The 25,791-nt window shown below is 65.0% G+C and carries 22 protein-coding genes and 1 pseudogene; 2 read left to right on the top strand and 21 right to left on the bottom strand.

Going from position 1 to position 25,791, the window contains the following annotated elements; all coding sequences use genetic code 11:
* Positions 1 to 264 precede the first annotated feature (264 nt).
* Positions 265 to 1,466: pseudogene (locus tag C8D82_RS15815) on the top strand (IS256 family transposase).
* Positions 1,467 to 2,169: 703 nt separating this feature from the next.
* Here C8D82_RS15815 and C8D82_RS15810 read toward each other — a convergent pair.
* On the bottom strand, positions 2,170 to 3,015 hold the full coding sequence (locus C8D82_RS15810; RefSeq protein ID WP_116885258.1) for an HAD-IIA family hydrolase: 846 nt from the start codon (positions 3,013 to 3,015) through the stop codon (positions 2,170 to 2,172).
* A gap of 122 nt (positions 3,016 to 3,137) precedes the next feature.
* Here C8D82_RS15810 and C8D82_RS15805 point away from each other — a divergent pair, with 122 nt between their 5' ends.
* A complete protein-coding gene (locus C8D82_RS15805; protein ID WP_116885257.1) occupies positions 3,138 to 4,487 on the top strand; it encodes a deoxyguanosinetriphosphate triphosphohydrolase in 1,350 nt (449 codons plus the stop codon).
* A 54-nt stretch (positions 4,488 to 4,541) separates the two neighbouring features.
* Here C8D82_RS15805 and cobS read toward each other — a convergent pair whose 3' ends face one another.
* From cobS to C8D82_RS21335, 20 genes are read right to left on the bottom strand one after another with little or no spacing between them, the layout of a single operon-like run.
* A complete protein-coding gene (gene cobS / locus C8D82_RS15800) occupies positions 4,542 to 5,273 on the bottom strand; it encodes an adenosylcobinamide-GDP ribazoletransferase (protein ID WP_116885256.1) in 732 nt (243 codons plus the stop codon).
* Between the two features lies 1 nt (position 5,274).
* The gene (gene cobT, locus C8D82_RS15795; protein WP_116885255.1) at positions 5,275 to 6,342 is read right to left on the bottom strand and encodes a nicotinate-nucleotide--dimethylbenzimidazole phosphoribosyltransferase; all 1,068 of its coding nucleotides are present in this window, start codon (positions 6,340 to 6,342) and stop codon (positions 5,275 to 5,277) included.
* A gap of 2 nt (positions 6,343 to 6,344) precedes the next feature.
* Positions 6,345 to 6,878, bottom strand: a complete 534-nt coding sequence (gene cobU / locus C8D82_RS15790) for a bifunctional adenosylcobinamide kinase/adenosylcobinamide-phosphate guanylyltransferase (protein ID WP_116885254.1) — start codon at positions 6,876 to 6,878, stop codon at positions 6,345 to 6,347.
* Positions 6,863 to 7,846 (bottom strand): adenosylcobinamide-phosphate synthase CbiB, encoded by a 984-nt coding sequence (gene cbiB / locus C8D82_RS15785; RefSeq protein WP_116885253.1) that lies wholly within the window; start codon positions 7,844 to 7,846, stop codon positions 6,863 to 6,865. Before cbiB ends, cobU begins: the two co-directional genes overlap by 16 nt.
* Positions 7,843 to 9,195 (bottom strand): cobyrinic acid a,c-diamide synthase CobB, encoded by a 1,353-nt coding sequence (locus tag C8D82_RS15780; protein ID WP_207776155.1) that lies wholly within the window; start codon positions 9,193 to 9,195, stop codon positions 7,843 to 7,845. The genes cbiB and C8D82_RS15780 overlap by 4 nt, the downstream gene beginning before the upstream one ends.
* Entirely contained in the window at positions 9,185 to 9,940 is a 756-nt protein-coding gene (cobJ, locus tag C8D82_RS15775; RefSeq protein ID WP_116885252.1) for a precorrin-3B C(17)-methyltransferase, read from the bottom strand. Before cobJ ends, C8D82_RS15780 begins: the two co-directional genes overlap by 11 nt.
* Positions 9,937 to 11,742 (bottom strand): precorrin-4 C(11)-methyltransferase, encoded by a 1,806-nt coding sequence (gene cobM / locus C8D82_RS15770; RefSeq protein WP_116885251.1) that lies wholly within the window; start codon positions 11,740 to 11,742, stop codon positions 9,937 to 9,939. Before cobM ends, cobJ begins: the two co-directional genes overlap by 4 nt.
* Positions 11,743 to 12,954, bottom strand: coding sequence for a precorrin-6y C5,15-methyltransferase (decarboxylating) subunit CbiE (gene cbiE, locus C8D82_RS15765; protein WP_116885250.1), 1,212 nt, complete (start codon positions 12,952 to 12,954; stop codon positions 11,743 to 11,745).
* Positions 12,951 to 13,982: a cobalt-precorrin-5B (C(1))-methyltransferase CbiD gene (gene cbiD, locus C8D82_RS15760; protein ID WP_116885249.1), complete on the bottom strand. Its 1,032-nt coding sequence runs from the start codon at positions 13,980 to 13,982 to the stop codon at positions 12,951 to 12,953. The genes cbiE and cbiD overlap by 4 nt, the downstream gene beginning before the upstream one ends.
* A complete protein-coding gene (locus C8D82_RS15755) occupies positions 13,975 to 14,628 on the bottom strand; it encodes a precorrin-8X methylmutase (protein WP_116885248.1) in 654 nt (217 codons plus the stop codon). The genes cbiD and C8D82_RS15755 overlap by 8 nt, the downstream gene beginning before the upstream one ends.
* Complete coding sequence (locus tag C8D82_RS15750; RefSeq protein WP_116885247.1) at positions 14,628 to 15,158, bottom strand: cob(I)yrinic acid a,c-diamide adenosyltransferase; 531 nt, start codon at positions 15,156 to 15,158, stop codon at positions 14,628 to 14,630. The genes C8D82_RS15755 and C8D82_RS15750 overlap by 1 nt, the downstream gene beginning before the upstream one ends.
* Positions 15,158 to 17,683 (bottom strand): cobyric acid synthase, encoded by a 2,526-nt coding sequence (locus C8D82_RS15745; protein WP_116885246.1) that lies wholly within the window; start codon positions 17,681 to 17,683, stop codon positions 15,158 to 15,160. The genes C8D82_RS15750 and C8D82_RS15745 overlap by 1 nt, the downstream gene beginning before the upstream one ends.
* Positions 17,673 to 18,707: a hypothetical protein gene (locus tag C8D82_RS15740; protein ID WP_116885245.1), complete on the bottom strand. Its 1,035-nt coding sequence runs from the start codon at positions 18,705 to 18,707 to the stop codon at positions 17,673 to 17,675. The genes C8D82_RS15745 and C8D82_RS15740 overlap by 11 nt, the downstream gene beginning before the upstream one ends.
* Positions 18,700 to 19,959 carry a sirohydrochlorin cobaltochelatase gene (locus C8D82_RS15735; protein WP_116885244.1) on the bottom strand — a complete coding sequence of 420 codons (1,260 nt, stop codon included), beginning with the start codon at positions 19,957 to 19,959 and terminating at the stop codon, positions 18,700 to 18,702. Before C8D82_RS15735 ends, C8D82_RS15740 begins: the two co-directional genes overlap by 8 nt.
* Positions 19,956 to 20,756, bottom strand: coding sequence for an ABC transporter ATP-binding protein (locus C8D82_RS15730; RefSeq protein WP_116885243.1), 801 nt, complete (start codon positions 20,754 to 20,756; stop codon positions 19,956 to 19,958). The genes C8D82_RS15735 and C8D82_RS15730 overlap by 4 nt, the downstream gene beginning before the upstream one ends.
* Positions 20,746 to 21,753 carry a FecCD family ABC transporter permease gene (locus C8D82_RS15725; RefSeq protein ID WP_116885242.1) on the bottom strand — a complete coding sequence of 336 codons (1,008 nt, stop codon included), beginning with the start codon at positions 21,751 to 21,753 and terminating at the stop codon, positions 20,746 to 20,748. The genes C8D82_RS15730 and C8D82_RS15725 overlap by 11 nt, the downstream gene beginning before the upstream one ends.
* Complete coding sequence (locus C8D82_RS15720; protein WP_116885241.1) at positions 21,750 to 22,691, bottom strand: ABC transporter substrate-binding protein; 942 nt, start codon at positions 22,689 to 22,691, stop codon at positions 21,750 to 21,752. The genes C8D82_RS15725 and C8D82_RS15720 overlap by 4 nt, the downstream gene beginning before the upstream one ends.
* Positions 22,688 to 23,626, bottom strand: a complete 939-nt coding sequence (locus tag C8D82_RS15715) for an ABC transporter substrate-binding protein (protein ID WP_165833125.1) — start codon at positions 23,624 to 23,626, stop codon at positions 22,688 to 22,690. The genes C8D82_RS15720 and C8D82_RS15715 overlap by 4 nt, the downstream gene beginning before the upstream one ends.
* Positions 23,623 to 24,924 (bottom strand): radical SAM protein, encoded by a 1,302-nt coding sequence (locus tag C8D82_RS15710; protein ID WP_165833124.1) that lies wholly within the window; start codon positions 24,922 to 24,924, stop codon positions 23,623 to 23,625. Before C8D82_RS15710 ends, C8D82_RS15715 begins: the two co-directional genes overlap by 4 nt.
* Positions 24,917 to 25,735: a prepilin-type N-terminal cleavage/methylation domain-containing protein gene (locus C8D82_RS21335; RefSeq protein WP_147835503.1), complete on the bottom strand. Its 819-nt coding sequence runs from the start codon at positions 25,733 to 25,735 to the stop codon at positions 24,917 to 24,919. Before C8D82_RS21335 ends, C8D82_RS15710 begins: the two co-directional genes overlap by 8 nt.
* Positions 25,736 to 25,791: the final 56 nt, after the last annotated feature.

The following is a 25,791-nucleotide window of genomic DNA, read 5'->3' as shown; positions in this document are numbered from 1 at the left end:
ATTCCCTTTATGTTGAGATTTTGAGTTACTCAAAATAAAAGGCAGATGCAACCTTGTCAAACAACACATCCCATCACAAAATTTGGGACATTATCAAGTTTTATCAGCCACGCTATAGAGCTATGCCAGAGAAGTTTCTTATTCTTATAGTTTGATAACGTCCTGCAAATTGCGCACATCTGAAAATGAGGCAGCTTGAAAAAGAGCCTGTTTTCTGATTGATTACAGTCATCACACAACAATCAATCGAAAGGAAAACAGGCTATGAAAAATGTAGCGCAAGAAAACGAAAAGGCAATCTCCGGAGCGATCAAAATCGCAGAAAGAGAGATTCGCGATCACTTGGATGTACTGGTTCGGCAGTCCGTCGAGGATACGTTGAATGCGTTGTTGAATGCGGAAGCCGACGCGATTTGTCAGGCGTCTAGGTATCAGCGCAGTCCGGATCGGCAGGATACCCGCGCCGGTTCGTACAAGCGCAAGCTTTTGACGAAGGCAGGCGAAGTGGAACTTCAGGTTCCGCGTTACGAACGTTGCCGTTTGAAACACAAATCATTGAGCGTTATAAGACAAAGCAAAGCAGTGTTGAAGAAGCCTTGATCGAGATGTATCTGGCGGGCGTGTCTGTCCGGCGCGTGGAAGATATTACGGAAGCCCTATGGGGTACGAAGGTCAGTTCGAGTACGGTCAGCGAACTCAATCAAAAGATATACGGCAAAATCGAAGAATGGCGCATACAACCGATTTTGGGAGAGCATCCATATATTTTCGTGGATGGAGTCTATTTGAAACGAAGTTGGGGCGGTGAGGTTCAGAATGTTTCCGTTCTGGTGGCGGTCGGAGTGAACGATGAGGGATACCGTGAAATACTCGGCGTTGCGGAAGGCAGCCGTGAAGACAAAGAATCCTGGAGCAACTTCTTGCGTTACTTGAAAGAACGTGGACTCAAAGGCGTAAGGCTGATCGTTTCGGATAAATGTCTGGGGTTGTATGAGATTATTGGAGATTTCTTTCCCACAGCAAAGTGGCAACGGTGCATTGTGCACTGGTATCGAAATGCTTTCGCCATGTGTCCTTGGAAATATATCCGGGAGGTTGTCGCCATGCTGAAAGCAATTCATGCCCAAGAAGATAAAAAGGCCGCTCGACAGAAAGCCGCTCTTGTGTCCCAAAAATTACGCGCCATGAAACTGGAACGGATCGCAAGTTTTGTAGAAACCAGCGTAGAGAAAACGTTGTCTTATATGGACTTCCCGTATGAGCACTGGAGCCGATTGCGGACGAATAACGGTCTCGAACGCATTATGAAAGAGATTCGTCGCCGAACTCGGGTTGTCGGCAGCTTTCCGGATGGGTACTCGGCGATGATGCTGGTCGGAGCCAGGCTAAGGCATATTTCCACGACGAAATGGGGCACTCGCCAATATATAAATACTTGCAAACTTTACGAAGGCGGTATAAGGTAAAAAGGCGAGAGGCTCCGCCTTCGCAACCGACCTGCTCCTCTGGAGCTTTTCGGCCGGTCGGTTGCTTCGGCTGCATCAAAGTCACGTTTGAAATCTGTAATCTCTCAGAAACAAATGTGCGCAAAACTTCGGACACTACCTATAGTTTCCTGTTCTGAACAAAAACACATTATCCATTCACCTGTTTTTCACCTTTTGGAGCTCTTTGTCATTGCCCAACTGCGTGAAAATACATTTTTACAAAATCACCATTCGAAATTTTCCTAAAAAATTTTTTGACTGATTCAAGGCGATAACTATCCCCATTCGGATTTTTTTCATATAGGCGACACATTTCAGATTCTCTGTGTCATGGTATTTTTGAATTTCGTCCATTGCAAGAGAAACAGAACTGATTCCGGAACGTCTGCGTAATTCGCCTTTGGACATGTCAAGATCTATCAGCATTCTCATAACTTTTTATAACTGACATCCATAACCGTCTCTACGATCGCCGAATTAGGCAATAATGCCATATTCAAGGTAATATAGTATCTTGCTGTTTCCATTGCAAATCTATAATTTGTTTTCGCAAAACAACAAGTGATATCTCAAGAAAACTGAATCATTAATCGGCAGTGAATGTCGCGCGGAGTGCTGGTCTCTGGAAAGCGGCCCGCTTTGGCCCGGCTGCCGTTTCGAGGCGGCGCCGGTCTCCCGGTGATCAGGCGATGGAGTCGAAGATGAGGCCGGGGCGGAATTCGCCGTCGGCGTTGGCCGCCATCTCCGGCGTGGTGATGCCGGTCAGAACCAATGCGGAGGTGAAACCGGCCCGGTTTGCGCCGCGCACGTCGCTGGCGAGGGAGTCGCCGAGCATCAGGATGCATTCCGGTTCGGGCTCAACTCCGAACCGGCGCTCCAGTTCGTACAGGGTGTGTTCGTAGATCGCGGCATGGGGCTTGCCGAGGTAGATCGGTTCGATTTCGACTCCCATCTCCTTTAAGATCAGCTGGATGCAGCGGGCCTGCCCGCCCGCGCCGATCCCGAAAATGCCGCTGGCCGGGCTGGGCCAGTAGCCGTCCGGGTTCGGCACGATGAACAGCCGCTCCGGGTGGCGGCGGAAGAAGTTCACGATCGCCTCCCAGTTGACCCGCCAGTCGTAGACCCCTTCGCTGAGGATTACTCCGGCACAGTGTTCAAGGCGGCCGAGGTCGCGTTCGAGTTTCACGCAACTGACCCGTTCGAGTTCGCCGAGTTCCCCGGCGGCGAAGAAGGTGCGCCCGACCCAGTCGTGCTTTTTCGCCTGCGATTCGAGGCCGGAAAGACAGTTTATGATCTCGTCCGGACGGGCGGTCAGCCCGGCGCGCACCAGAAACGAGCACTTCTGTTCGAGCGTGTGGTCGCCGTCGTTGGTCAGGAAAAAGAGCGGTTTCTTCTGAAGGCGCACTTCGCCGAGCAGCTCTGCGGCGCCCGGCAGTTGGTGCGGGCCGCGCAGCAACGTGCCGTCGATGTCGAATACGATCGCCTGAAAACGATCCGCTTCCCGGCGCCAGAACTCCAAAAATTTCATGTTTTCTCCTCCTGTAAACAGTAATATAGCACCGAAATTGCCGATTTTCCACCGGAAAGACTTGATAAACTCCCCCGGTCCCGGTATCTTATAGCAAACGTAAACTTTTGGAGTCAAGTATCATGGAGTGGAAAACGCTTCTTTCGCCGCATCGGGTCGGCAGTTCGAAACCGGGCGTAATTTCGCAGGACCGGTCGCCGTTCCAGCGCGACTTCGACCGGATCGTCTTTTCCGGCTCGTTCCGCCGGCTGCAGGACAAAACCCAGGTGTTCCCGCTGGCCAAGACCGATTACGTGCGGACCCGCCTTACCCACAGTCTGGAAGCCAGTTCGATCGGCCGTTCGCTTGGAACCGCGGTCGGAGTCTTCATCTGCAGGGAGTTCGACACCGCCGGGGGACAGCCGAGCGACGTCGGCGCGGCGGTTGCCGCCGCCGCGCTCGCGCACGACATCGGCAACCCTCCGCTCGGCCATGCCGGGGAGGAGGCGATCCGTCACTGGTTCACCCATTCGCCGGTCGCGCAGCCGATGCGCAATATGATGAACGACGACGAAGCCGCCGACATTGAGCGTTACGAGGGCAATGCGCAGGGATTCCGGGTGCTGACCCGGCTGGAGATGCCCGACCAGCCCGGCGGGATGCAGCTGACCTGCGCGACGCTGGGGGCGTTTGCGAAGTATCCGTGCGCTTCGCGCGTGGAAACGAAACCCTCCGGCGTCGCGGGCAAGAAATTCAACTTCTTCCGGCTGGAACAGGAGTTTTTCAAGGAAGTCGCCGAAAGCACCGGGCTGGTGCAGGCCGGGCCGTGGGCGTGGCAGCGCCATCCGCTCTCCTATCTGGTGGAGGCGGCGGACGATATCGCCTACCGGATCGTGGATTTCGAGGACGGGCAGCGGCTCGGGCTGATCGACTATTCCGAGCTGGAACGGCTTTTTCTGGAAATCATCGATTCGGAGCGTTCCGCCGAATACGTCGCGACGATCCGTTCCCCGATCCGGCGGGCGGAGTTTCTGCGCGCGCAGGTGATCGGGCGGCTGGTCCGGGAGGTGTCGCAGGTGTTCATCGACCATCACGACGAACTTCTGGCCGGAACGCTGCCGAAGCCGCTGCTCTCCTACGTCGGCTGTCAGGAGCCGCTGCGGCGGATCGAAAGCCGCAGCACCCGCGACATCTACAATCACCGCAAGGTGGCCGAAGTGATCGGGGCCGGTTTCGAGCTGGTTTCGGGTATGCTGGATATTTTTGTCCCGTGCGTGAACGAGATGGCGCTGGAAGCGGTCGGCGGCAAAACCGCCTCGTTCCGCAGCCGCCGCATTTCGGCGCTGATCCCGGATATGGAGGAGAACCTCGGTTGTGAACAGTGGCGGCAGAGCGGCTATTACCGGTTGATGCACGTGCTCGATTACGTCTCCGGCATGACCGACTCCTACGCGGTTTCGCTCTACCAGAAGCTCAAGGGGATTTCCCTTTGACGATACCCGATCCACGGGGGATTTCGCTCCGAAAGGAGCGAAATCCCCAAGGGGTTAGGGGAGGGCGAGCAGGGCGGCGAGGGTCAGGAGCTCCGCAAGTTCTTCGCAGGCTCCGATGGTGTCGCCGGTTGCTCCGCCGATTACGGCGCGGGTGATCCGGCTCCACGCCAGAGCGAAGATCAGCACCGCCGCGCCGGCGGCCGCGCCGGGAAGCCCGAAGCAGCCGAAGCCGCTGCCGCAGGCGAGCAGGAAGCCGAGCACCCATCCGGCGACCGGTTTGCGGCGGAACCAGATTGCGCCCATGCCGTCCTTGCGCGCGTAACTGCTGACGGCGATGTACCAGACGACCGCGCAGCGGCCGTTCAGCAGCGCCAGCGGCAGCGCGAGCGCCATCGCCGGGCGGTTCATCGACGCGAGCAGCGCGAATTTAAAGCCGAGCAGCATCACGATCGCCAGCACTCCCATCGTGCCGATGTGGCTGTCGCGCATGATTTCGAGCTTGCGTTCGCGGGGGCGGCTGCTCAGGAAGCCGTCGGCGGTGTCGGCGAGGCCGTCGAGGTGGAAGCCTTTGGTGAAGAGTTCGGGCAGCAGCGCGAGGGCCATCGCGGCGGCGAGCGGAGCGAAATACTGCGCCGCAAGACAGCTGAACGGAAACGCGATCAGAGCGAACAGCAGCCCCGCGACCGGAAAGAAATTCGCGGCCCGTTCGAGGTCGCGCTCGGTCGGATTGAATTTGCCGAGCGGGATCACGCTCAGGGTGCCGATGGCGGCGAGCAGCGGCCTCATCTTACCGGACTCCTTCGCTGGTCACGTTGGCCGATTCAAAGGTGGCCATGCCGGTGAGTACTTCGCGGGCGGCGTCCAGAAGCGGCATCGCCAGCGCCGCGCCGGAGCCTTCGCCGAGGTGCAGGCCGAGGTCGAGCAGCGGCTTTTTGCCGAGCAGCCGTGCCATCGTGCGGTGGCCCGGCTCGGAGCTGCCGTGGGCGAGGATCAGGTAATCCTTGACGGCCGGGGAGATCGCGGCGGCGATCAGGGCGCCGGCGCTTGAAATGAAGCCGTCCACCATCATCGGCTTGCGCAACGCCGCCGCGCCGAGGGCGAGGCCCGCGATGCCGCCGATTTCAAAGCCGCCGACTTTGGCGAGCACGTCGATGCCGTCGGCGGGATCGGGCCGGTTGAGCGCAATCCCGCGTCGGATCACTTCGGCCTTGTGGGCGAGGCGGGACTGGGGCAGCGCCGCGCCGGGGCCGACCAGCGGTCCCGGGTCCTGCCGGGAGAGCACCGCGACGATCGCGGAACTCGGCGAAGTGTTGCCGATCCCCATTTCGCCGGAGCCGAACACATCGGTTTCGGGAGCGAGCCGGCGGGCCAGTCCGATGCCCGCCTCCAGCGACGCGACCGCCTGAAGCCGGGTCATCGCCGGGCCTTTCGCGAAGTTGCACGTGCCGGGCGCGACCTTGCAGTCGAAAATCTTCCCGGCGGAAACGAGGTCGGAGAGGTCCGCCGCGACGCCGAGGTCGGCCACCACCACCCGGGTTCCGGTGGAGCGGGCGACCGCGTTGATGCCCGCGCCGCCCGCGACGAAGTTGTGCACCATCTGCACGGTCACGCTTGACGGCTGGGGGGTGACCCCTTCGGCGACGATGCCGTGGTCGCCCGCCATCAGCACCACGGTTTTGCGCGCGACCGGAAATTCTAGGCTGCGGGTCATTCCGGCGAGATCGACCGCGAGGTCGAGCAGCCGTCCGAGCGCCCAGTGGGGCATGGTCAGCGATTCGATCCGGCGCGTGGCTTGTTCGCGGAGTTCCGCGCTGGCCGGTTCGATGGAATTGAGGGTTTCGGTGAGCAGTTTCATGGTCATTTGATCCTTTGTGGAATGCCGCATACGACGAAATAAAGCTCGTCGGCTTCCGCCGCGACGAGTTGTCCGCACCGCCCGGAGAGGTCGCGGAAACGCCGTCCGAGCGGAGTTTCCGGCACCAGGCCGAGTCCGACTTCATTCAGCACCAGCACCGCCGGGCCGGGAAAACAGCGCATTCGCGGCAGGAGTTCCGCGAGCGTTTCGCGCATCCCCTGTTCGCTGAACTCCGGGTTGCGGTACAGCAGGTTGTTGATCCAGAGCGTCAGGCAGTCGACCAGCACGCCGTCGGCGCGCGCGGCTTCGGCGCGGTCGAAAGCGGCGGCGAGATCGGTCTCCTCCTCGACGGTGATCCAGTTGCCCGCTTCGCGGCGGGCGCGGTGGAGCCGGATGCGTTCGGCGGTCTCCGCGTCGAGCACCGGACAGGTCGCGACGTAGGCGGGGCGGCGGCAGTTTTCGAGGATCAGCCGCTCGGAGAACGAGCTTTTGCCGCTGCGCGCCCCCCCCGTGACCAGAATCAGCTTTGAATCCATAGAACCTCCGTGATTGCAAGCAAAATCAACGTGAAAAACAACGTGGCGGCGACCGCCAGCAGTTCGGCGCGGCAAAGATCGCCCGGCGTCAGTTCGGCACGGCCGTCGCCCCAGTACGGATAAGGCTCCAACACGCCGTCGTAGACGGTGGGGCCGCCGAGGCGGATGCGCAGCGCCCCCGCGAAACCGGCCATCCCGTAACAGGAGTTCGGGCTGGGGTGGTCGTGGCGGTGGCGGAGTGCCGTCAGGAACGTCCGGCCGAAGCTGCCGCGCAGCAGCAGCGCCGCCAGCGCGATCGCGGGCACGGTCAGCCGGGCCGGGATGAAGTGGGCCGCGTCGTCGATCCGGGCGGCGGCCCGGCCGAAGGCGAGGTAGCGTTCATTTTTATAGCCCCAGCCGGCGTCGAGGGTGTTCACCGCGCGGAGCAGCACCGCCGCGCCCGCCGCGCCCGCCGCGCCTCCGGCGAGATAGCCCGCCACGGCCCAGAAAAGGGCGCTGGTCACCGCATCGATCAGGTTTTCGGCGATGGATTCAATGCCGCCGCGCACGATTTCGGACCGGTCGAGGCCGGCGGTGTCGCGGCTGACGATCATCGACAGCGCGCGGCGGGCGGACACAAGGTCATCGGCGGCCAGCGGCCTGCGGACTGCCTCGGCGTGCTGCACGAGACTGCGCAGCGCGATGGTCATATAGAGCCAGACTCCGGCGGCGACAGCGGCGGCGTGAGGACCGAATCCGCGCCGGACCAGCAGGATGCTTCCCGCGGCGAACAGCGCCGGGGGCAGCGCGGCCAGGCACCAGCCGAGGAACCCCGCTCTGACCGTGGAGCCGAACCGGCGGCGGGCGAAGGCTTCGACTTTCGCCGCATAGTTGCCGAAGAGCGCCACCGGATGCAGCGGCGAATGGGGATCGCCGATCAGCAGGTCGAGCGCGAAGGCGACGCCGAGAAGCAGCAGCAGATCGTTCATTTCAGCGCCTCCGCGAATGCGTCCGGCACCGCCGGGTTGGACGCAAAGTGAAGGTGCATATAGCTGCCCGCGACGTTCCCGGCCGCGCAGCCGGCGGCGGAGGGGACGGCTTCGCCCCGGAGATTGCGCGCCGCGAAAAGCGGGGAGGCCCCGGACGGCAGCTCCGCGCTCGAATAGTGGAACTCATGGCCGCGCAGCCGGGTCCCGGCGGGGCCGAAACAGGAGGGCATGCGGGTTTCAAGCTCGCGGTAGCCGAGGGCGGCGAGTTTGCGGTTCATCTTTGCGCGGCCGGGCAGCACTCCGGCGAGCGCGTGGCACCTGCCGTCGAAATCGGTCAGTTCTTCGAGCAGGTACAGCAGCCCCCCGCATTCGCCCCAGACCGGGCGGCCGGAGGCGGCGAACTCCCGCACGGCGTCGAGCATCGCGCGGTTGGCGGCGAGGCGCTCCGCGTAAAGTTCCGGGAAGCCGCCGCCGAAGTACAGCCCGCCGAGGCCGGACGGCAGGGCGGAGTCGGCGAGCGGCGAAAAGGGGACAAGTTCCACGCCGCGCGCTTCGAGCATCGCCAGATTGTCGGCGTAGTAGAACTGGAACGCCGCGTCGCGGGCGATGCCGAGCCGGGCGCGGGCCGGAACCGGAGGGGCCGCACCCGGAGCCGCCGGAACGGGGCGCCGGGTGAGAGCGAGGAGGCGGTCGAGATCAAGTTCGCGTTCGACCTTGTCGGCGGTCCGTTCGATCAGCCCGTCCGCTTCGGCGTCGGTCGCAAGTCCGAGATGGCGTTCGGGGAGCGCCACGGCTTCGTCGTAGGTCAGCGCGCCGAGCAGCGGGGGAAGTCCGGCGAGGCGCAGGCTTTCGGCCAGCAGTTCGCAGTGGTGGGCGCTGCCGGTGAAATTCGCGATCACCCCGGCGATGCGCAGGCGCGGATTCCAGTCGCAAAAACCCCTGACCAGTGGAGCGATGGAGCCGGAGAGACCGCGCGCGTTGACGGTCAGCAGCACCGGCAGCTCCAGCAGCTCCGCAAGCTCGGCGCTGCTGCCCGCCGCCGAACCGGGGCGGCTGCCGTCGAAAAGCCCCATCACCCCTTCGGCCACGGCGGCGTCCGCCGCGGCCGCGTTGCGCCGGAAGGAGTCCCGCACCCCGTCGCACCCCATCAGAAAGGTGTCGAGGTTGCGCGAATCGCGCCTCGCCGCGATGCGGTGGAACAGCGGATCGATGTAGTCCGGCCCGCATTTGAAGGGAGCGACCGCCAGCCCGCGCCGGGCGAGGGCGCGCAGCAGCCCGAGCGTGGCGGTGGTTTTGCCGCTGCCCGAATTGACTCCCGCGATCAGGAATGCCGACTGCTCACTTTTCAAGGCCGTATTTCTCCTTGTAGCCGCGCCGCACGTAGAGTTTGCCGTCGCGGGCGATGGTTTCGGAGTTGCCGACGATCACGACGGTGGTCATCTGCACTTCGGCGAACGGAAATTCATCGAGCGTGACCAGTTTCACCGACTGTCCGCCGCGGTAGGCGTCGCGGACCAGCGCCGCCGGCAGGTTGCCGCCGTGGCTGCGGAAGATCTCCACCGCCCGCTCCGGCAGTTCCCGGCGTCTGGTGCTGGCGGGGTTGTAGAGCACGGTCACGAGGTCCGCCGCCGCGACTTTTTCCAGCCGGTTCAGGATCACTTCGCGCGGCGTCATCAGGTCGGAGAGGCTCAGGACCGCGAAGTCGTTCATCAACGGCGCCCCCGCCAGCGCCGCCGCCGCGACCGCCGCGGTGATGCCGGGCGCCACTTCGATTGCGATATGGCGGTAACGGTCGAGTTCGGTCAGCTCGTAGAGCAGCCCGGCCATGCCGTAGATGCCCGCGTCGCCGGAGCCGATCACCGCGACCCGTTCGCCTTCGAGCGCCGCGTCGAGCGCCCGGCGGCAGCGGTCGAGTTCGCCGCGCATCGCTCCGGCGATCAGCTTCTTGCCCGCAACCAGCGGGGCGATCAGGTCGAGATAGAGCTTGTAGCCGGCGACGACGGTGCAGCTTTCCAATACCTGCCGCGCCTGCGGGGTCAGGAGTTCGGGGCTGCCGGGGCCGATGCCGACGGCGTAGACGATCGGGGGATTCATGATTTCACCTCCGCGATGGCGACGGTTGCCTGTGAGTGAATTTGTTTGTCGAGGACGAGTTGTGCGCCGGGACCGGCGGCCAGCAGCGCGGCGGCCTCCGAAACGGAATTGACGCCGAGCTTCTCGCGCGCGGCGAGCGACGGATGGGGAACTTCGATCCGGTTCAGTTCGGCGGCAGTGAAGAACCGCACCGTCTTTCCGGCATTTTTCGCGGCTTCGAGCAGCCCCGCTTCATCCTGCTTGAGGTCGATGGAGGCGAAACAGTCGATGTCGTCGTAGACCAGCCCCGCCGTTTCGAGCGCGGCGTCGACGGCGGCGGCGATCTCCTCCGCCGGGGCGTTGCGGCGGCAGCCGACGCCGACGGCGTAGCGGAGTTTTTCCAGGCGCAGGACGGTGTCGCTCGCGGCGTGGCGGACCTGAATCGCGCCGTCGGGAGAGGCGCCCTGATAACGGAACTCCGGGTTGTCCGCGTAGAAGTTCTGGAACAGCGCGGGCGGCATGGTCAGCTCCAGCGCTTCGCCGTCGAGCATCGCGGTCGCGATCCTGACCAGCGCTTTCGGATTCAGCAGCCGGTAGCGGAAACGGGCGGCGAGTTCGTCGAACGCCATTAACTTGCGCACATCGGTCGCGGTGGTGATCACCGGTTTGCCCCCGGTGATCCCGGCGATCGCCCGCGCGAGGCGGTTCGCGCCGCCGAGATGGCCGGAGAGCAGGCTGACCGCATAGTCGCCCGCCTCGTCGCAGACCACCACCGCCGGATCGTGCAGCTTGCTGCGGCAGAGTTTTGCCGCGTGGCGCACCACGATCCCGGCGGCCATCACCATCACCAGCGCGTCAAATCTCTTCCATGCGCCGGTGTAGGTGTCGGCGAAGCCCCCCTCCGGGTAGGTTTCGAGGCGTGCGCAGGGGACGAGGTGTGCGTGTTTTTCCGGCACGAACACCTTCGCTTCGTCGCCCAGCCCCGCCGCGATTTCGACGGCCTTGCAGGTCCCTTGGGCGCTCAGCGCGAACAGCGCGCAGCGCCCGTGGAAGCCGTCGCGCGGATCGGCGGTGCGGTAGCCGTGCGCGAAGTGCTTGTTGTACAGACTGGAAAGTTCGCCGCTCCGTTCGAGCACCTCGCCGACGATGATGATCGACTGGCGCTTGATTCCGGCGGCCTCGACCTTGCCGGCGATGTCGGCGACGGTGCCGCGCACCACGATCTCGTTGGGCCAGCTGGCGCGGTAGACCACCGCCGCCGGGGTCTGCGGCGAACGGCCCGCCGCGAGGAGTTTCTGCGTCAGCTGCCGGATTCCGGCCACGCTCAGGAAGATGCAGAGCGTGCAGCCGCAGGCGGCGAGTTTTTCGAGCGCCTCGCCGTCCGGCACCGGGGTGCGCCCGGCGTCGCGGGTCAGGATCGCGCTCTGGCTCAGGCCGGGCATGGTGAATTCGGTTTTCAACGCCGCCGCCGCCGCGAATACGCTGCTGACGCCGGGGACGACGCTGTAAGGCAGCCCGAGGCGGTCGAGTTCGCGATACTGCTCGGCGACCGCGCCGTACATCGCCGGGTCGCCGGTGTGGAGCCGCACCACGGCCTTGCCCGCTTCATAGGCGGCCTTGATTTCGGCGATCACGGCGGTGAAGTCGAGTCCGGCGCTGTTGACCCGGCGCGCGGCGGGAGGGGCGTAGTCGAGCAATTGCTCATTGACCAGCGACCCCGCGTAGATCACGAGGTCGGCGCGTTTCAGGGCTTCGACGCCGCGAAGCGTGATCAGGTCAGGCGCGCCCGGCCCGGCTCCGACGAAAGTGATGGTTCCTGCCATTTATGGATTCTCCGGTTTGCGGTAGACCGCGATGACGATCGGGTTTTCCGCCTTGAAATATTCCTGTGAACCGAGCGGCAGCGCCCGGCTGAGATTCAACGTTACAAGCTCGGTGCGGTATTCGGCCAGCTCGGTCGACAGCACCGCGACGGTTTCGACCAGCACGCCGGTGGCGGCCAGCACGCCGCCCGGCTTCAGCCGGGAGAAGGCGGTCCGCAGGATGACGGGCAGCTCCGCGCCGCCGCCGCCCGCGAAAATCCGGTCGGGGGAGGGGAGCGACGGTTCGACTTCGAGGAAACCGCCGCAGTGGGGGTGATGTCCCGGCACTCCGGCGGCGGCGCGGTTGGCTTCGAGGTCGGCGAACCGCTCCGCGTCCTTTTCGACGGCGTGGACTTCGAGGCCCGGACACAGTTCCGCCGCTTCAAGACCGACCGAACCGCTGCCCGCGCCGATGTCCCACAGCACGCCCGGCGCCAGGCGGAGCTTCGCCAGCACCACAGCGCGCACCTCGGGGTGAGTGATCATATTCTTATGGTGGCGGTAGGCTTCGTCGGGCAGTCCGAGCGGCAGTTCGGGCCGCTGCGGGCCGGGCAGGAGCGCCAGCACCGAAAGCGGACGCGCGGCGGCGGCATCCTCCGCCAGCTCGCCGAGCGTCGCAATTTTCACATATTCGCCGGTTTCTCCGAGGTCGCAGCCGACCGCGGCGGGACGCGCCGCCGCTTCCGGGAACCGTTCGGCCAGCTCCTCCGCCAGCGCGCGCGCCGGACGGCGGTGGTCGCCGTAGACCGCCGCGAGCGGGGCCGCCAGAATCCGCCGCCACGGCAGCGGAGCGCCGCTGCCGTGCACGCTGAAAAGCCGCGCCTCCTCCCACGGCTGCCCGAGGCGGGCGAAGAGCTGCTGGAACGCGGTCGGGGCGGGGTGGATCACCAGTTCCTCCGGCGCGAATCTGCGGCGCAACGTGGCGCCGATCCCGCAGTAGAGCGGGTCGCCGGAGGCGAGAAATACGGTATGCCCGCGCCGGGCGCGTTCCGCCACCGCGTCGAAGTCGGCCAGCAGCGCCGCATCGAGGACGATCCGCTCCGCGCGGCAGTCGCCGGGCAGCCGTTCGAGCAGCCGCCTGCCGCCGCAGACGGTGTCGGCGGCGCGCAGCAGGCCGAGCGCGATTTCGTTCCACGGCGTGCCGTCGACGCCGATGACATGGATGGGATTCACAGCCGTTCTCCTTTCTCATTGTAGAGCGCGAGTTCGACCGGCAGCGCGCCGCCCCAGCCGCGCAGAACCCGGAGCGCGAGGGGCTTCAGGGCCTCCAGCGCCGCCCGGTACGCTTCGGGCGCGAGCGCGGCTTTGAGTTCGCCCATGCTTTCGAAGCGGGCCGGATCGACTCCGGCGGGCAGCGGCACATTCAGTTCGGCGAGGCGGCCCATCAGCAGCCGGTTTTTGTGGGCGTGGGTGTTCTTTTCGCCGCACGCATACTTGAAGAGCTTGCCCGGCATGCAGCCGACGATCAGTTTCTCCAGCCCGGCGGAAGCGGCGGCGCGGACCGCGACATGGATGAAGTCCGCGATCTCGACCACCCCTTGAGGCGCAAGCTCCGGGTAGTCGCGGCGCAGCGCGGCGGCGGTGCGGCTGCCGGTCGCGGTCGCTCCGACGGTGAACCCGCTGGCGGCGAGACTGCGGAACTGCAGCGCGACGGTCGCCGCATAGGCGGCGTTGGAGTAGGGGCGCACGATCCCCGAAGTGCCGAGGATCGAAATGCCGCCCTCGACGCCGAGCGCCGGATTCAATGTTTCGGCGGCGAGCGCCTCCCCGTCCGGCACCGACACCGTGATCCGCATCCGGCGCTCCGGGCGGAGGTTGTCGCGCAGCATCCGGCGCGGGCCGGGATTGATCGCCCATTTGCCGACCGGCACCGCCAGCCCCGGACGGGTCGCGACGCCGACGCCGCTCCCGGCGGTCAGCACCAGGTTGCCGTCAGAGTAATCGCGCGGGCCGGGAACGCCGTCAAAGGGTTCGACCGCGACTTCGACGCGGTGGCCGGTGGTTACGTCGGGATCGTCGCCGCCGTCCTTGATCACCGCCGCGAAACCGGGACGCACTTCGGCGACCGGGACGGTCAGAAGGCCACCATTCGGCAATCGCAGTTCGATCGACGCGGGGCGCTCCGCCGTTTTCAGCGCGCGGTATGCGGCGCAGGCGGCGGCGGTCATGCAGCTCCCGGTGGTGTAGCCGTTTCTAAGCATTTTCGATGATCCCGTGCAACGTGGCGACCGCGAGCGGGCTGCCGCCGCGCCGCCCGGCCAGCGTGATGTATTCGAGGCCGGTCTCCATCAGGTACTCCTTGGATTCGACCACGTTCACGAAGCCGACCGGCATGCCGACCGCCAGCGCCGGGCGGATGCCGCGTTCGAGCGCCAGCTTCACCATGCCCGCCAGCGCCAGCGGGGCGTTGCCGCACAGGAAGATCGCGCCGTCGAGCCGTTCGGCGTGAAGCTCGACCGCCGCCAGCGCGCGGGTGATCGACCGTTCGGCGGCGAGCCTGGCGGTGGCCGGATCGGCGACCGGGCACAGGATCGCGTCGCGGGTGTAGCCGGGGTGGAATTTCTGCAGTTTCGGCACCGAAAGCCCCGACTTGATCATATTGGAGTCGGTGTAGATCAAGGCGCCGCGCCGCAGCGCCGCCAGCCCCGATTCCACCGCGCCCGGAGTGAATTTCAGAAAGTCGAGAATGCCGAAGTCGGCGGTGGTGTGCACCAGCCGCCGCGCGACATGCCATTCGGCGGCGGTGAAGCGCGCCCGTTGCTCCGGCGAGGCTTCGGCGTCGATCCGGCGGAAGCTCTCCGCCTCGATTTCGGGGCCGGTCAGGTCCCACAACAGTCGGTGTTCCATCAGTAGTCCAATCCTTTCCGCGCCGGGATGCCGCGCCGGTAGGGGTGCTTGATCTCGCGGATTTCGGAGACGAGGTCGGAGAGTTCGACCAGCTCCGGCGGCGCATACCGCCCGGTCACGATCACATTCAGCGCCTCCCGGCGGTGTTTCAGCGCATCGAGTGCTTCGTCGAGGTCGACGAAGCCGTGGGCGAGCGCGTTGTTGAGTTCGTCGAGCACCAGCAGTTCGCCGGGAAATTCCGCGAGTAGTTCCCCGGCGCGCGCCCAGCCGCGTTGCGCCATCCCGGCGTGGTCGCCGGGGCGGGAGAGCAGCCCCAGCCCGTACTGCTCGAAGATCATCTCCGGGAAACGGGTGCGGAAAAAGCTGCGCTCCCCGGTCTCCCGGTCTCCTTTCATGAACTGCACCACCGCGACGCGCCAGCCCCAGCCGAGCGCCCGCACCGTCATGCCGAGCGCCCCCGAAGTCTTGCCTTTGCCGTCGCCGGTCAGGTTGAACAGCAGCCCGGCGTCGCGGTCTTTTTCGTTCAGCATCACTTCAACCCCATCTGTTGATAGATATACTTCATATCGAACCGGCTGCGGACATGGTCGGCGAGCCGGTTCAGCGCCTCCTCGGTGCCGTAGCGGGCGGTCACGCCGCCGAGCGGCCGCCAGCCCCGGCCGAGCCGCACCCGGTCGAGGAAACGGCGGCGGAACGCGTCATCGTCGAAGACGCCGTGCAGATAGCTGGTGAAGATCCGCCCCTTCTCAAAGCCGATCGCGCTGCCGTCGGGCGCGCGCCGCACCGTGACGGCAGGATCGCGCGATCCGGTTTCGCCGTGGTGGATTTCGTAGCCGGAGAACTCGCCCGCGCGGGTGCGGCACAGCCGCTTGGCCGGGCGCATCACGGTCACGAGGTCGAGCAGTCCGAGCGGTTCGGCACGGGTCACGCCGGATTCGACCTTTTCCGGGTCGAGGAACTCCCGCCCCGCCAGCTGCAGCCCGCCGCAGATGCCGACGAAGTGGCAGCCGCGCGCCACGAGTTCGCGGATCAGGGGGCGGAAGCCCTCGCGGTCGAGCATCGCGAGGTCGGCGGCGACGCTCTTGCTGCCGGGCAGGACGAGGATGTCCGGTTCGCCCAGCTCGGAGGCATGGCGGATTTTGCGCACCGTCACATCCGGCTCCAGCTCGAACGGCACGAAATCGGTGAAATTCGCGATATGGCCGAGCTGGATCAGCGCGAGGTCGAGCGTCCGGTCGTATTTCGGCGCGGGGCGGATGAAGGAGAAATTCACCGAATCCTCCTCCGGCAGCCCGAGGTCCGGCTGCCAGTCCACCACGCCGAGCACCGGCTTGCCGGTGGCCCGCTCCAGATAGCTGTGCGCGTCGGCCAGCAGCGACGGGTCGCCCCGGAACTTGTTGACCGCGAAACCCGCGAGCAGTTCGCGTTCGGCGGGCGTCAGCGTCGCATAGGTGCCGAGAAACGAGGCGTACACGCCGCCCCGGTCGATGTCCCCGGCCAGCAGCACCCTCGCCCGGGCGTGGGCGGCCATGTTCATATTCACGATGTCGTTGGCCTTGAGGTTCACCTCGCCGGGACTGCCCGCGCCTTCGAGTACGATCGCGTCGTATTCGGCGGCGAGGCTGTCGTAGCAGCTTTTGACGGTCTCCCACAGCCGGGGCTTGTTCGCGTAATATTCGCGCACTTTCATGTGGCCGATCGCGCGCCCTTTCACGATCACCTGGCTGCCGAGGTCGCTTTCTGGCTTGAGCAGGATCGGATTCATCCGCACGTCGGGATCGAGGCGGCACGCTTCGGCCTGTACCGCCTGCGCCCGGCCGATCTCGCCGCCGTCGGGCGTCACATAGGAGTTGAGCGCCATATTCTGCGCCTTGAACGGGGCGACGCGCCGGCCGTCCTGCAGCAGAATCCGGCAGAACGCGGCGGTCAGGATGCTCTTGCCCGCGTTGGAGCAGGTCCCCTGCAGCATCAAGGCGGGCGTGCGGCGGCGGGGCAGCGCGAAGGTTTTCGGGGCGAGCGCGTTGAGCAGCCGGTCCTGCTCCTTTTCCGGCCGGACCGCGACGCGCACATACTCCGGCCCCAGCCCCGGATAGTTCGCGCAGCAGCGCACTGCGATCCGGTGTTCGCAAAGCAGCCGCTCCGCAAGGCCGGGACGATCGGTTTCGAGCAGCAGGAAATTCGCGTCCGACAAATGGACCGCAATTCCGGGAAGCGCGGCGAGTTTAGCGGCGAACCGTTCGCGCAGTTTCGCGGTTTCGCGGCGGGAGTTTTCGCCCCATTCCGGCGGCAATCCGAGCAGGAACTTCGCCATCTCGATCGCGGGTGTCGCGGTGCTCCAGACCCCCTGCCGGGCGCGGAGCTTCGCGATCAGCGGCGCGGGGCCGGTCAGGAATCCCATCCGCAGCCCCGGCAGTGCGTAAAATTTGGTCAGCGAACGGCTGACCAGCAGATTCGGCAGCCGCACCGCCGCGAGCGATTCCGTTTCGGGGACGAAGTCGATGAACGCCTCGTCGATCAGGAACAGCGCCTGCGGATTCGCCTCGATCACCGGCAGGAGTCCGGCGCGCGGCGTGAGCTGCCCGGTCGGATTGTTGGGATTGCCGAGCAGCACCAGGTCGCCCGGCCGAACCGCCGCCGCCAGTCGCGCCGGATCAAGCCGGAAGCCGTCGGCACGGGTGAGCCGCAGCTCCTCGGCCGGGACGTGCGCCTTTTCGCAGGCGCGCGCATATTCGAGATAGCCCGGCGTCACGATCAGCGCCCGCGGCGGCGCGAACGCCTCCGGCGCAAGTCCGAGCAGTTCGTTTGAGCCGTTCCCGGCGATCACCTCGGCGTCGGGGCGGTTGAGCTTCGCGGCGATCAGCCGCACCAGACTCTCCGCGTGCGGTTCGGGATAGCGGTTCAGCAGGTCGAAGCTGCGGAAGTAGCACTCGAACGCTCCCGGCGGCGGACCCGCCGGATTCAGGTTCACGCTGAAATCGGCGAGTTCGGCCGGGGCGCAGTTCGCCCTGCGGGCGAGTTCGGCGAGGTCGCCGCCGTGTTGAATATCAGGATTCATAATGGATCACCACCATGGTTATACCCAGCGCAATCAGAGTCATCCCCGCGCGCAGCGCAGTCGAAATCGTTGCAATCAACATCCCGTCCGCACCCGGATAGATGCCGAGCGAAACCGGGATGCCCCGCCGCAGCGTGCGGATGACCCCATTGATAATATTACCCGCCAACAGCACCAATACCAGCTGCGGAGTCGATAAAAGCTGCTGTTTGAGCAATTCCGCCGCCGCGCCCGCCGCGCTGAGCATCCCGCCGAAACGGGCAGCGAAGACCGTCCACGCGGCGGGCGGCAGGTAGTCGCGCACTCCGGCGGGCAGTTTGCCGGTGAAGTCGAAAACGCCGTGCTGCACCGCCGCCGCCGTCCACAGCAGGACCGGCATGGTCAGCAGCGCGACCCGCAGCAGGAATCTGCCGGTGCGCGCGAGACCGTGCCGGAACGCCTGCGGCCACGGGGCAACTTCGGCTCCGGCGGCGGCGTATTCCGGCGGGACGCCCCGGCACGGCGCGGTCAGCCGGGCGGTGCACAGTACGCAAAGCAGCATCGCCGCCAGCGACAGATAGCTGGCGAGATAGTACCACATCCCCGCCGTTTTCAGGATCGCCAGCACCGGGAACATGACCGTCAGGTTGAACATGAAAATCGACACCGGCGAACAGGCCAGCGCGCCGTAGATCATGTCGCGTCGGCCGAGCTTCCCTTCTTCGCGGGCGTCGGCGAGCATCAGCGCGGCGGCCGAACCTGACGCCAGTGCCGCGGTCATCGCCGCCGCGACGGAGGCGGGCAGCCGGCTGAACCGCACCAGCGGCGCGAAAACAATCCCGATCCGGCGCAGGAGTCCCCGCGCCTCCAGCACCGCCGCTGCCAGCGTCAGCGCCCCGACTTCGACGAGGATGTGCAGAACCGTATTCAAATTGGCTCCGAGCGTGCCGGGCTTGAGGCAGGAGGCCGCACCGAGCGTGGCCGCGGCGGAAACCGCTGCGGCTGCGAGCAGGCGTAAAGGCCGTTTTTTCCGGTGCTTACCCAAGACGTTCCACTTCCTCCGCGAAATACCGGGCGACGGCGGGATAAGCGGCGAGCCCGCGCAGTTCAACGGTACATTCGATGCCCGCCGCTTCCAGCTGCGACTTCCATGAACCCGGTTCCGCTCCGGCGAGGTCGTTCACCGCGTGGTCGCCCGCGACCAGCAGAAAGGGACGCAATTCAAGCCGGCGCACTCCGGCTTTTTTCAGCTCCGGCAGCAGCGTGTCGAGCGAACGGCCCCCTTCGACGCAGCCGAGACGCCAGGCCGGATTGTACTTCGCCAGCTCCGCCGCCGCCGCATCGTACTGGAAATCGCTGCGGCCGTCGGCGTGGCCGTGGCCCATGAACAGTACCGGCGCGTCCGGCAGCTCCGCCGTGACCGCGTCGAGGAAACGGCGCAAACGCTCCGGCGTGGACAACGGCGGCGCGGTGACCGACAGCGAATCGAAGCCGGTCAGCGGATTGCGGAACGCTTCGAGGTCGGAGCGCAGCAGCTCGTATTCCTCGCCTGCCGCGAGCAGCCCCGCCAGCACTTTCACATGGCGTACGCCGTCGAGGTAAAGCCGCTGCAGTGCACCGGGCAGCGACGGGACTTCACCGCCGAGCTTGCGGCGCACGAAGCGCGAGGTGTAGGCGCGGAGCGGCTTGACGGGAAGCTGCGACTCGGCGAGGTCATACGCTTCGCGCGCGGCATCGACGGCGGTGCCGAACCATGCGGCGACCAGCGCCTTTTTGCCGTCATCCGGCGGCGGAACCGCTTTGGCGAGCGCTGCTTTGAATAATTGTTGCGCGCGGGAGAGGTCATCCGCGTCGGGATGTCCGGCGGCGGCGGCTACCCGGACGGCGCGCTCCTCGTCCCAGCCGTGGGCGCTTCCCGCCGGGCGGGCCTTCATGCGTTCGACCATGCCGGGAGCGTAGGCGCCGTGGCAGGCGAGTTTGGCCAGCACCTTCGAGGCCGGAAGCATCCCCTCGGCGCGGGCGAGGCAGACTTGCGCGTGTTCGGAATCCGGGTACGCGCCGAGCGTCAGGAAGATCCCGGCGTACCGCGGCTTCGCGCGGAGCATGTAGCTGCGCAGCTCCCCGTCCGGCCAGCCCCGGTAGACACCGAAGCCGAAGGCGATGAAGTCGAATTTCTCCGGCGGCGGCGCGTCTTCGGCGCAACTCAGGGTGCAGTCGGGGCCGAGCGCCCCGGCGATCGCGCGGGCGAGCTTTTCGGTATTGCCGGTGCGGCTGGAGTAGACGACAAGGGTTTTCATTGGCGGTCCTCCTGTGGGTTGCGGGCGGTTCCGGTCGGGATGAAGTACGGGACGCCGTCTTTCCCGGTGGTGATTTCGGCTTCGATTTCAAAGATTTCGCGGAGAATCTCCGGGCGGAGGATCTCCTGCGGCGTTCCGGCATGGCGGACCTTGCGGTCCTTCAGGGTGACCAGCCGGTCCGAACAGCGCGCCGCGAGGTTCAGGTCGTGCAGCACCATCAGCACGGTCAGTCCGAGCCGCCGGTTCAGGTCGCGCACCAGCTCGATGATCTCGAACTGGCAGCGGATGTCGAGAAAAGTGGTCGGCTCGTCGAGCAGCAGCAGTTGCGGCTGCTGCGCGAGGGTCATCGCGATCCACGCCCGCTGCCGCTCGCCGCCGGAGAGGGTTGCGATGCGGCGGTTCCGCAGTTCGGTCAGCCGGGTCATCCGGAGCACCTCGGCGACTACCTCGCGGTCGTGCGCATTCATCACGCCAAGCCCGGTGCGGTGCGGGAAGCGCCCGAAACCGACCAGTTCATTGACTGTGATTTCACCGGAGGCGTGGTGCAGCTGCGGCAGGATCGCCATCCGGCGCGCCAGCGCGGCGGTGTCGCAGGCGTGGACCGCCTTGCCGTCGAGCAGCACATTGCCGGATTTCGGCTTCAGCAGCCGCCCGATCACCTTGAGCAGGGTGGATTTGCCGCAGCCGTTGGGACCGAGCAGCGTGACGATGCTCCCTTCGGGGACGGTAAGCCCGACGCCGTCGAGCACCAGCTTGGCGCCGTACCCGGCGCGGAGCTCCTGTACTTCAAGCTTCATAGTTGTGCCTCCTCAGCAGCCACAGGAAAAACGGCGGCCCCAGCAGCGACATGATGACTCCGACCGGCAGTTCCGACGGGTCCATCGCCATGCGCCCGACGGTGTCGCATGCGACGACCATCAGCGCGCCGAACAAGGCGGCGCCGGGCAGCAGATAGCGGTTGTCCGAACCGATCAGGATGCGCACGATGTGCGGCGCGATCAGCCCGACGAAGCCGAGCAGCCCCGCGACGCTGACTGAAGCCGCCGCCAGCAGCGCGGCGGTCGCCAGCAGCAGAAGGCGGATGCGTTCGACCCGCATCCCCAGCCCGGTCGCGACCTCGTCGCCGAGCGCGAGGATGTTGAGCTTGTTGGACATCAGCATCGCGGCGGCGAATCCGGCGGCCATGTAGAGCCAGACCTGTTCGATCTGCGGCCAGCTCCGGGCGGACAAGGTGCCGATTGAGAAATCCAATACGCCGCCCGCCTTGTCCGCATTCAACAGCAGAATGGTGCTGCTGAATGCGCCGAGCATCCCGGCCACCGCGACGCCGGAGAGGATCAGCCGGACCGGGTTCACGCCGCGCTTCCACGCGAGCAGATACACCAGCACCGCCGTGGCCAGCGCGCCGGCGAAGGCCGCCGGCACCAGCAGATGTCCGAATTGCGGCAGCGCCAGCATCACCAGGATGCCCGCCAGCCCGCCGCCCGCCGATACGCCGATGATGCCGGGCGCGGCCAGCGGGTTGCGCATCACCCCCTGCAGGATCGCGCCGGAAACGGCAAGGCTGCCGCCGACCAGCGCTCCCAGGAGGATGCGCGGCAGCCGGATGTTGAAGATGATCTGATAGGGGATATCCCCCGAACGGCACCACAGCGTTTCGAGGATCTGCCCGAAACCGAGCCGCAGCGACCCGAAGCGCAGACTGACCAGCACCGCAAGACAGAGCAGCGCCAGCAGCGCGAAATTGATGGAAATCCGTCCCGCGTGGGAACGGGAAAAGGTTTTGAAACTCATTCGATAAACTCCTGATCGGGATAAAGCAGTTTCGCAAGATGCCGGAACGCCTCCGGGAAACGGCTTCCGGGCAAATAGAGGAACAGATCCGGCGGCAGGAAGTGGACCCGGTTGTTTTTCACCGCCCGCAGCGATTTCCACTCCGGCCGCGCCTCGAACTCCTTTCGGAATACCTCGCGCGCCCCGGCGACGTTTCCGGTGGTCACCAGAAAGATCACGTCGGGATCGCGCAGCAGCAGTTGTTCATAGCTGAACGGCCCGCGCGACGATCTGCCGGGCGGCACGATGTTCCTGCCGCCGAGCAGCGCCGCCATGCAGGCCGCGTTGGCGCGGTCGGTTTCGGCGCGGATGCCGACGCCGATGTAGATCGACGCAAATGCCGGGGAGGGGAGCCTCCGGGCCTGCGCGCACAGCGCATCCACCTTGCCGGTGATCGCGTCGGCGCTGGCGCCGGAGCCGTTCAGGCGGCGGAACAATTCAAAAATCTCCCGGAAATCCCGGTAGTTGCGGTAGTCGATGCAGGCCGCCGGAATATTCAGCTCTGCCAGCGTCCGGCGCAACTGACGGTGGCCGGGCAGCTTGTCGTTCAGCAGCACGAGATCGGGACGGTGCATCATGATTTTTTCGGCGCTCATGGTGTTGTGCGTGCCGAGCTGCGGCAGGCCGCGGGCGGCCTCGGGCAGGGTGTCCCGCGTCGGGACCGCCGGAATCGCAACGGCGGTTCCCCCCGCCGCATACCAGACCTGCACCAGCGAACTGTAGCAGATCACGGTAGAGCCGGGACGCCTGGGCAATATTACTTCTGTGCCGTCATTCTGGCGGAACGTCAGGGAACTTTCATCCTCCGAAACAATACCGGGCTCCGCCGCGCCGCAGAACGGCGCGGAAATCAACAGCAGCAGAATCGCCGCCAGGCGGAATCCGGCATATCGTTTCATCTGGCGAACTCCCTGCCGGGGTAGAGCAGCTGCGCGAGATGGAGGAACGCCTCCGGGAAGCGCGGCCCCGCCAGATAGAGATAGAGGTCGGAGGGCAGGAAATGCACCCGCCCCGTCCTGTGGGCATCCAGCTCCCGCCACGCTTTCTGGCTCATGATCTCGTGACGGAACTTCTTTTCCAGTGCCTTGTTGTTGCCCATCATCACCACGAAGATCACGTCGGGATTGTCGAGCAGCAATTGTTCGATGCTGAAACCGGTGCGCAGCCCGTCGGAAGGCGGCACGGTGTTTTTGCCGCCGAGCATCGACAACATGCAGCTGGTGTTGGCAAGGTCGGTTTCGGCCCGGAAACCGGCGGCCTGTGCGAATACGGTGGTGAAACGCGGCGCGGGATATTGTCTGGCCTGCGCGACGATCCGGTTCACGCTGTCCGTGACCTGCCGGGCGGCCGCGCACCGGGCGGGATCGGTATTGTTCAGCCGGCGGAACAGGTCGGTCAGCGCTTCAAAATCCCGGTAGTTGTCGTATTTGACCGTAAATGCCGGAATTTTCATGGCCGTGAGCAGTTTACGCAGCCGCAGGTGGCTGTTGAGCTTGTTGATCAGCACCACGAGATCGGGGCGCAGTTCCAGCACCTTCTCGGTGTTCAGGGTGCTGAACGTGCCGACGGTGGGCAGGCCGCGCGCCGCTTCCGGCAGCGCATTTTTGGACTGGACTTCCGGGATCGCGACCGCCGTGCCTCCGGCGCAGTACCAGACCGGCACCAGCGAACCGTAGCCGACCACTACCCGTTTCGGATGTTTCGGCAGGGTGACTTCGAGGCCGTCCGGCTGGCGGTAACGGATGCTTTCCGCCGTTTCCGACACGATGCCAGACGCTGCGGCTTGAACCGCACACAGGGTGAAGAAAAAACAGAAAAAGGACAGGAGTCTCATTTCGATTCCATCTCCCAGCATTTGGCGATTTCCTCCAGCAGGCGGGTCGCAACCGGATAAAAGCGGAAACGGCCCATGCGGGTCAGCTTCCAGCCGCCGTAAGTGGTTGCTGCGGTCAAACCCTCGCGTTCCAGTTCGGAGAGCTGTTTGCACAGCACCCGGCGGACTGTTTCGCGCAATTCCGGCGGTGCTGCGGCGGCAATGAAGGCCGGATCGGCCGTCATGCGGCTGTTCAACTGCCCCGTCAGCCGGAATGCGACCGGATAGTCCGGCGGCAGTTTCCCCGCCCGTTCCACCGGTTTTGCCCCGGTTTCAACGCAGGAGCGGTACACGGCCATATCGACGGTCTGCCTGAACTGGTACGCGCCGAGCCGCCCTCTCGCTTTCAAACCGAAAGGCAGGCAGGGGACTTTCCACGCTGAAATCTCGTTGAAGAGGTTGCGTTCGCGCGGATCGAAAGAGAAATGTTTGAAGCTGAGCCGTTTCACTCCCGCCGCCTCCAGCCGTTCTTCAGCCAGCTCGTAGAGCCGGTAAATCGTTTCTTCCGGCGGAACCGGCGGCATGGTTCCCGCCGCGAGCTGGCCGGCCAGCTCCGAGGTCGGCCGCACGTTCAGCCGGTAAAAAGAGAGGCCGGAAACACCCGAGTTGAGCAGGGTTTCGAGATCGGCCAGCAGCAGTTCCGGCGTCTGGCCGGGCAGCCCGTAGAGCAGGTCGACCGCGACGGAAGCCTGATTCCGGGCGGTCAGCCGTCCGAGCGTATCCAGTACCGTTTCGCGGTCCGAAACCCGTCCGAGCCTGCGGCGCAGTTCCGTGTCGAAGGTCTGCACGCCGAGTGAGAAACGGTTCACGCCGTTCGCGATGGCCGCGTCGATTTTCCGGTCGGTGAGGCCGTTCAACCGGCTTTCAAGGGTGATTTCGCAGTCGTTTGCGAGCGGATAGCGGCTCCGCAGGATGCCGAGCAGCAGCTCCATCTCCTGCGGGGCCAGATCGCTCGGCGTGCCGCCGCCGAAGTAGACCGCGTTGATCGGTGACGGCGGAAGCCGTTCCGCCCAGTCGTTCAGCTCTTTGGCGAGCAGCCGCACGTAACCGGCCCGTTCGGAATCGGTCGCGGAACCGGAGTAAAACAAACAGAAACTGCACCGGCTCCGGCAGAACGGGATGTGCAGATAAAGAGTCCGCCGCCCGCCGTCGTCATCGGCGAGCGCCTCCGCCCATACCGTCTGCGGATGCTCCTGCGGTTCCGACGGGAAGCCCATCAGGCCGCGGGAAGGTTTTCTGGACAGGGCGGGATTATTCATTGGGGTCGTCGCTCCGGCGGGTCGGGTTGTAAAGATCGACATCCTGCGCCCCCGCATAGCCGACCAGGTCGACGCGCCCGAGACCGTCGTTGAGAATGCCGACGGGTTCGGCGGAAGCGTGGCCGTCCACCCATGCGACATTAGCCATGCGGCTGTGCCGGAAGTGGGTGGAGCCTTTGGTGGTGATTTTTCCGTCCGGCTGTTTCCGCGCGTCGAGGTAGGGGGTCATCGTCAGGGAATCGGCGCCGCTCCGCCCGTGGTTGGCGCAGTCCGCGAATGCGACCGTCCGGGAGGTCACGCGCATTGCGGAACGTTTCAGGATAATTTTCGGGGAACTTTTGCTGCCGTAGCGTCCGAGCCATTTGCCGTTGTAACCGTAGCCGCTGCCGCCGGTCACTTTGGTCAGGTCGTTGCTGGAAAGCACAGCTCCCGGACAGACCGTCAGGTATTCGGTATTGCCGTAATAGACGCCGAGAAGCGGACTGGTCGTCAGGTCATAGGTGTCGCCGCTCTTGACTCCAAACCAGAAATCTCCGTCGCCGCCCATGATGTATTGCTCCCCGGGAGTGCTGTAAGCGACGAACAGGTCGTCGAAGTCGTTGGCGTACATCTGGTTGGATGAACCGATCTGCTTGAGGTTGCTGAGGCATTTGATCGCCTGTGCCTTGGCGCGGGCCTGATTCAGCGCCGGGAGCAGCATCCCCGCCAGAATCGCGATGATCGCTATGACAACGAGCAGCTCAATGAGGGTGAACTTGGCGGTTCGTCGGTGAATGGGGTGACGGCGTTGGAGTGAGATTTTTTTCTGCATGGTCTTTTCCTTCTTGTGTTGCGCGCACAATTTGGAATCCCGGCGTTCGCTTTGCG

This window comes from Victivallis vadensis (assembly GCF_003096415.1).
Taxonomy (GTDB): domain Bacteria; phylum Verrucomicrobiota; class Lentisphaeria; order Victivallales; family Victivallaceae; genus Victivallis; species Victivallis vadensis.
The sequence above is the reverse complement of the archived record's forward strand: the minus strand, read 5'-3'. Positions and strand labels throughout refer to the sequence as shown.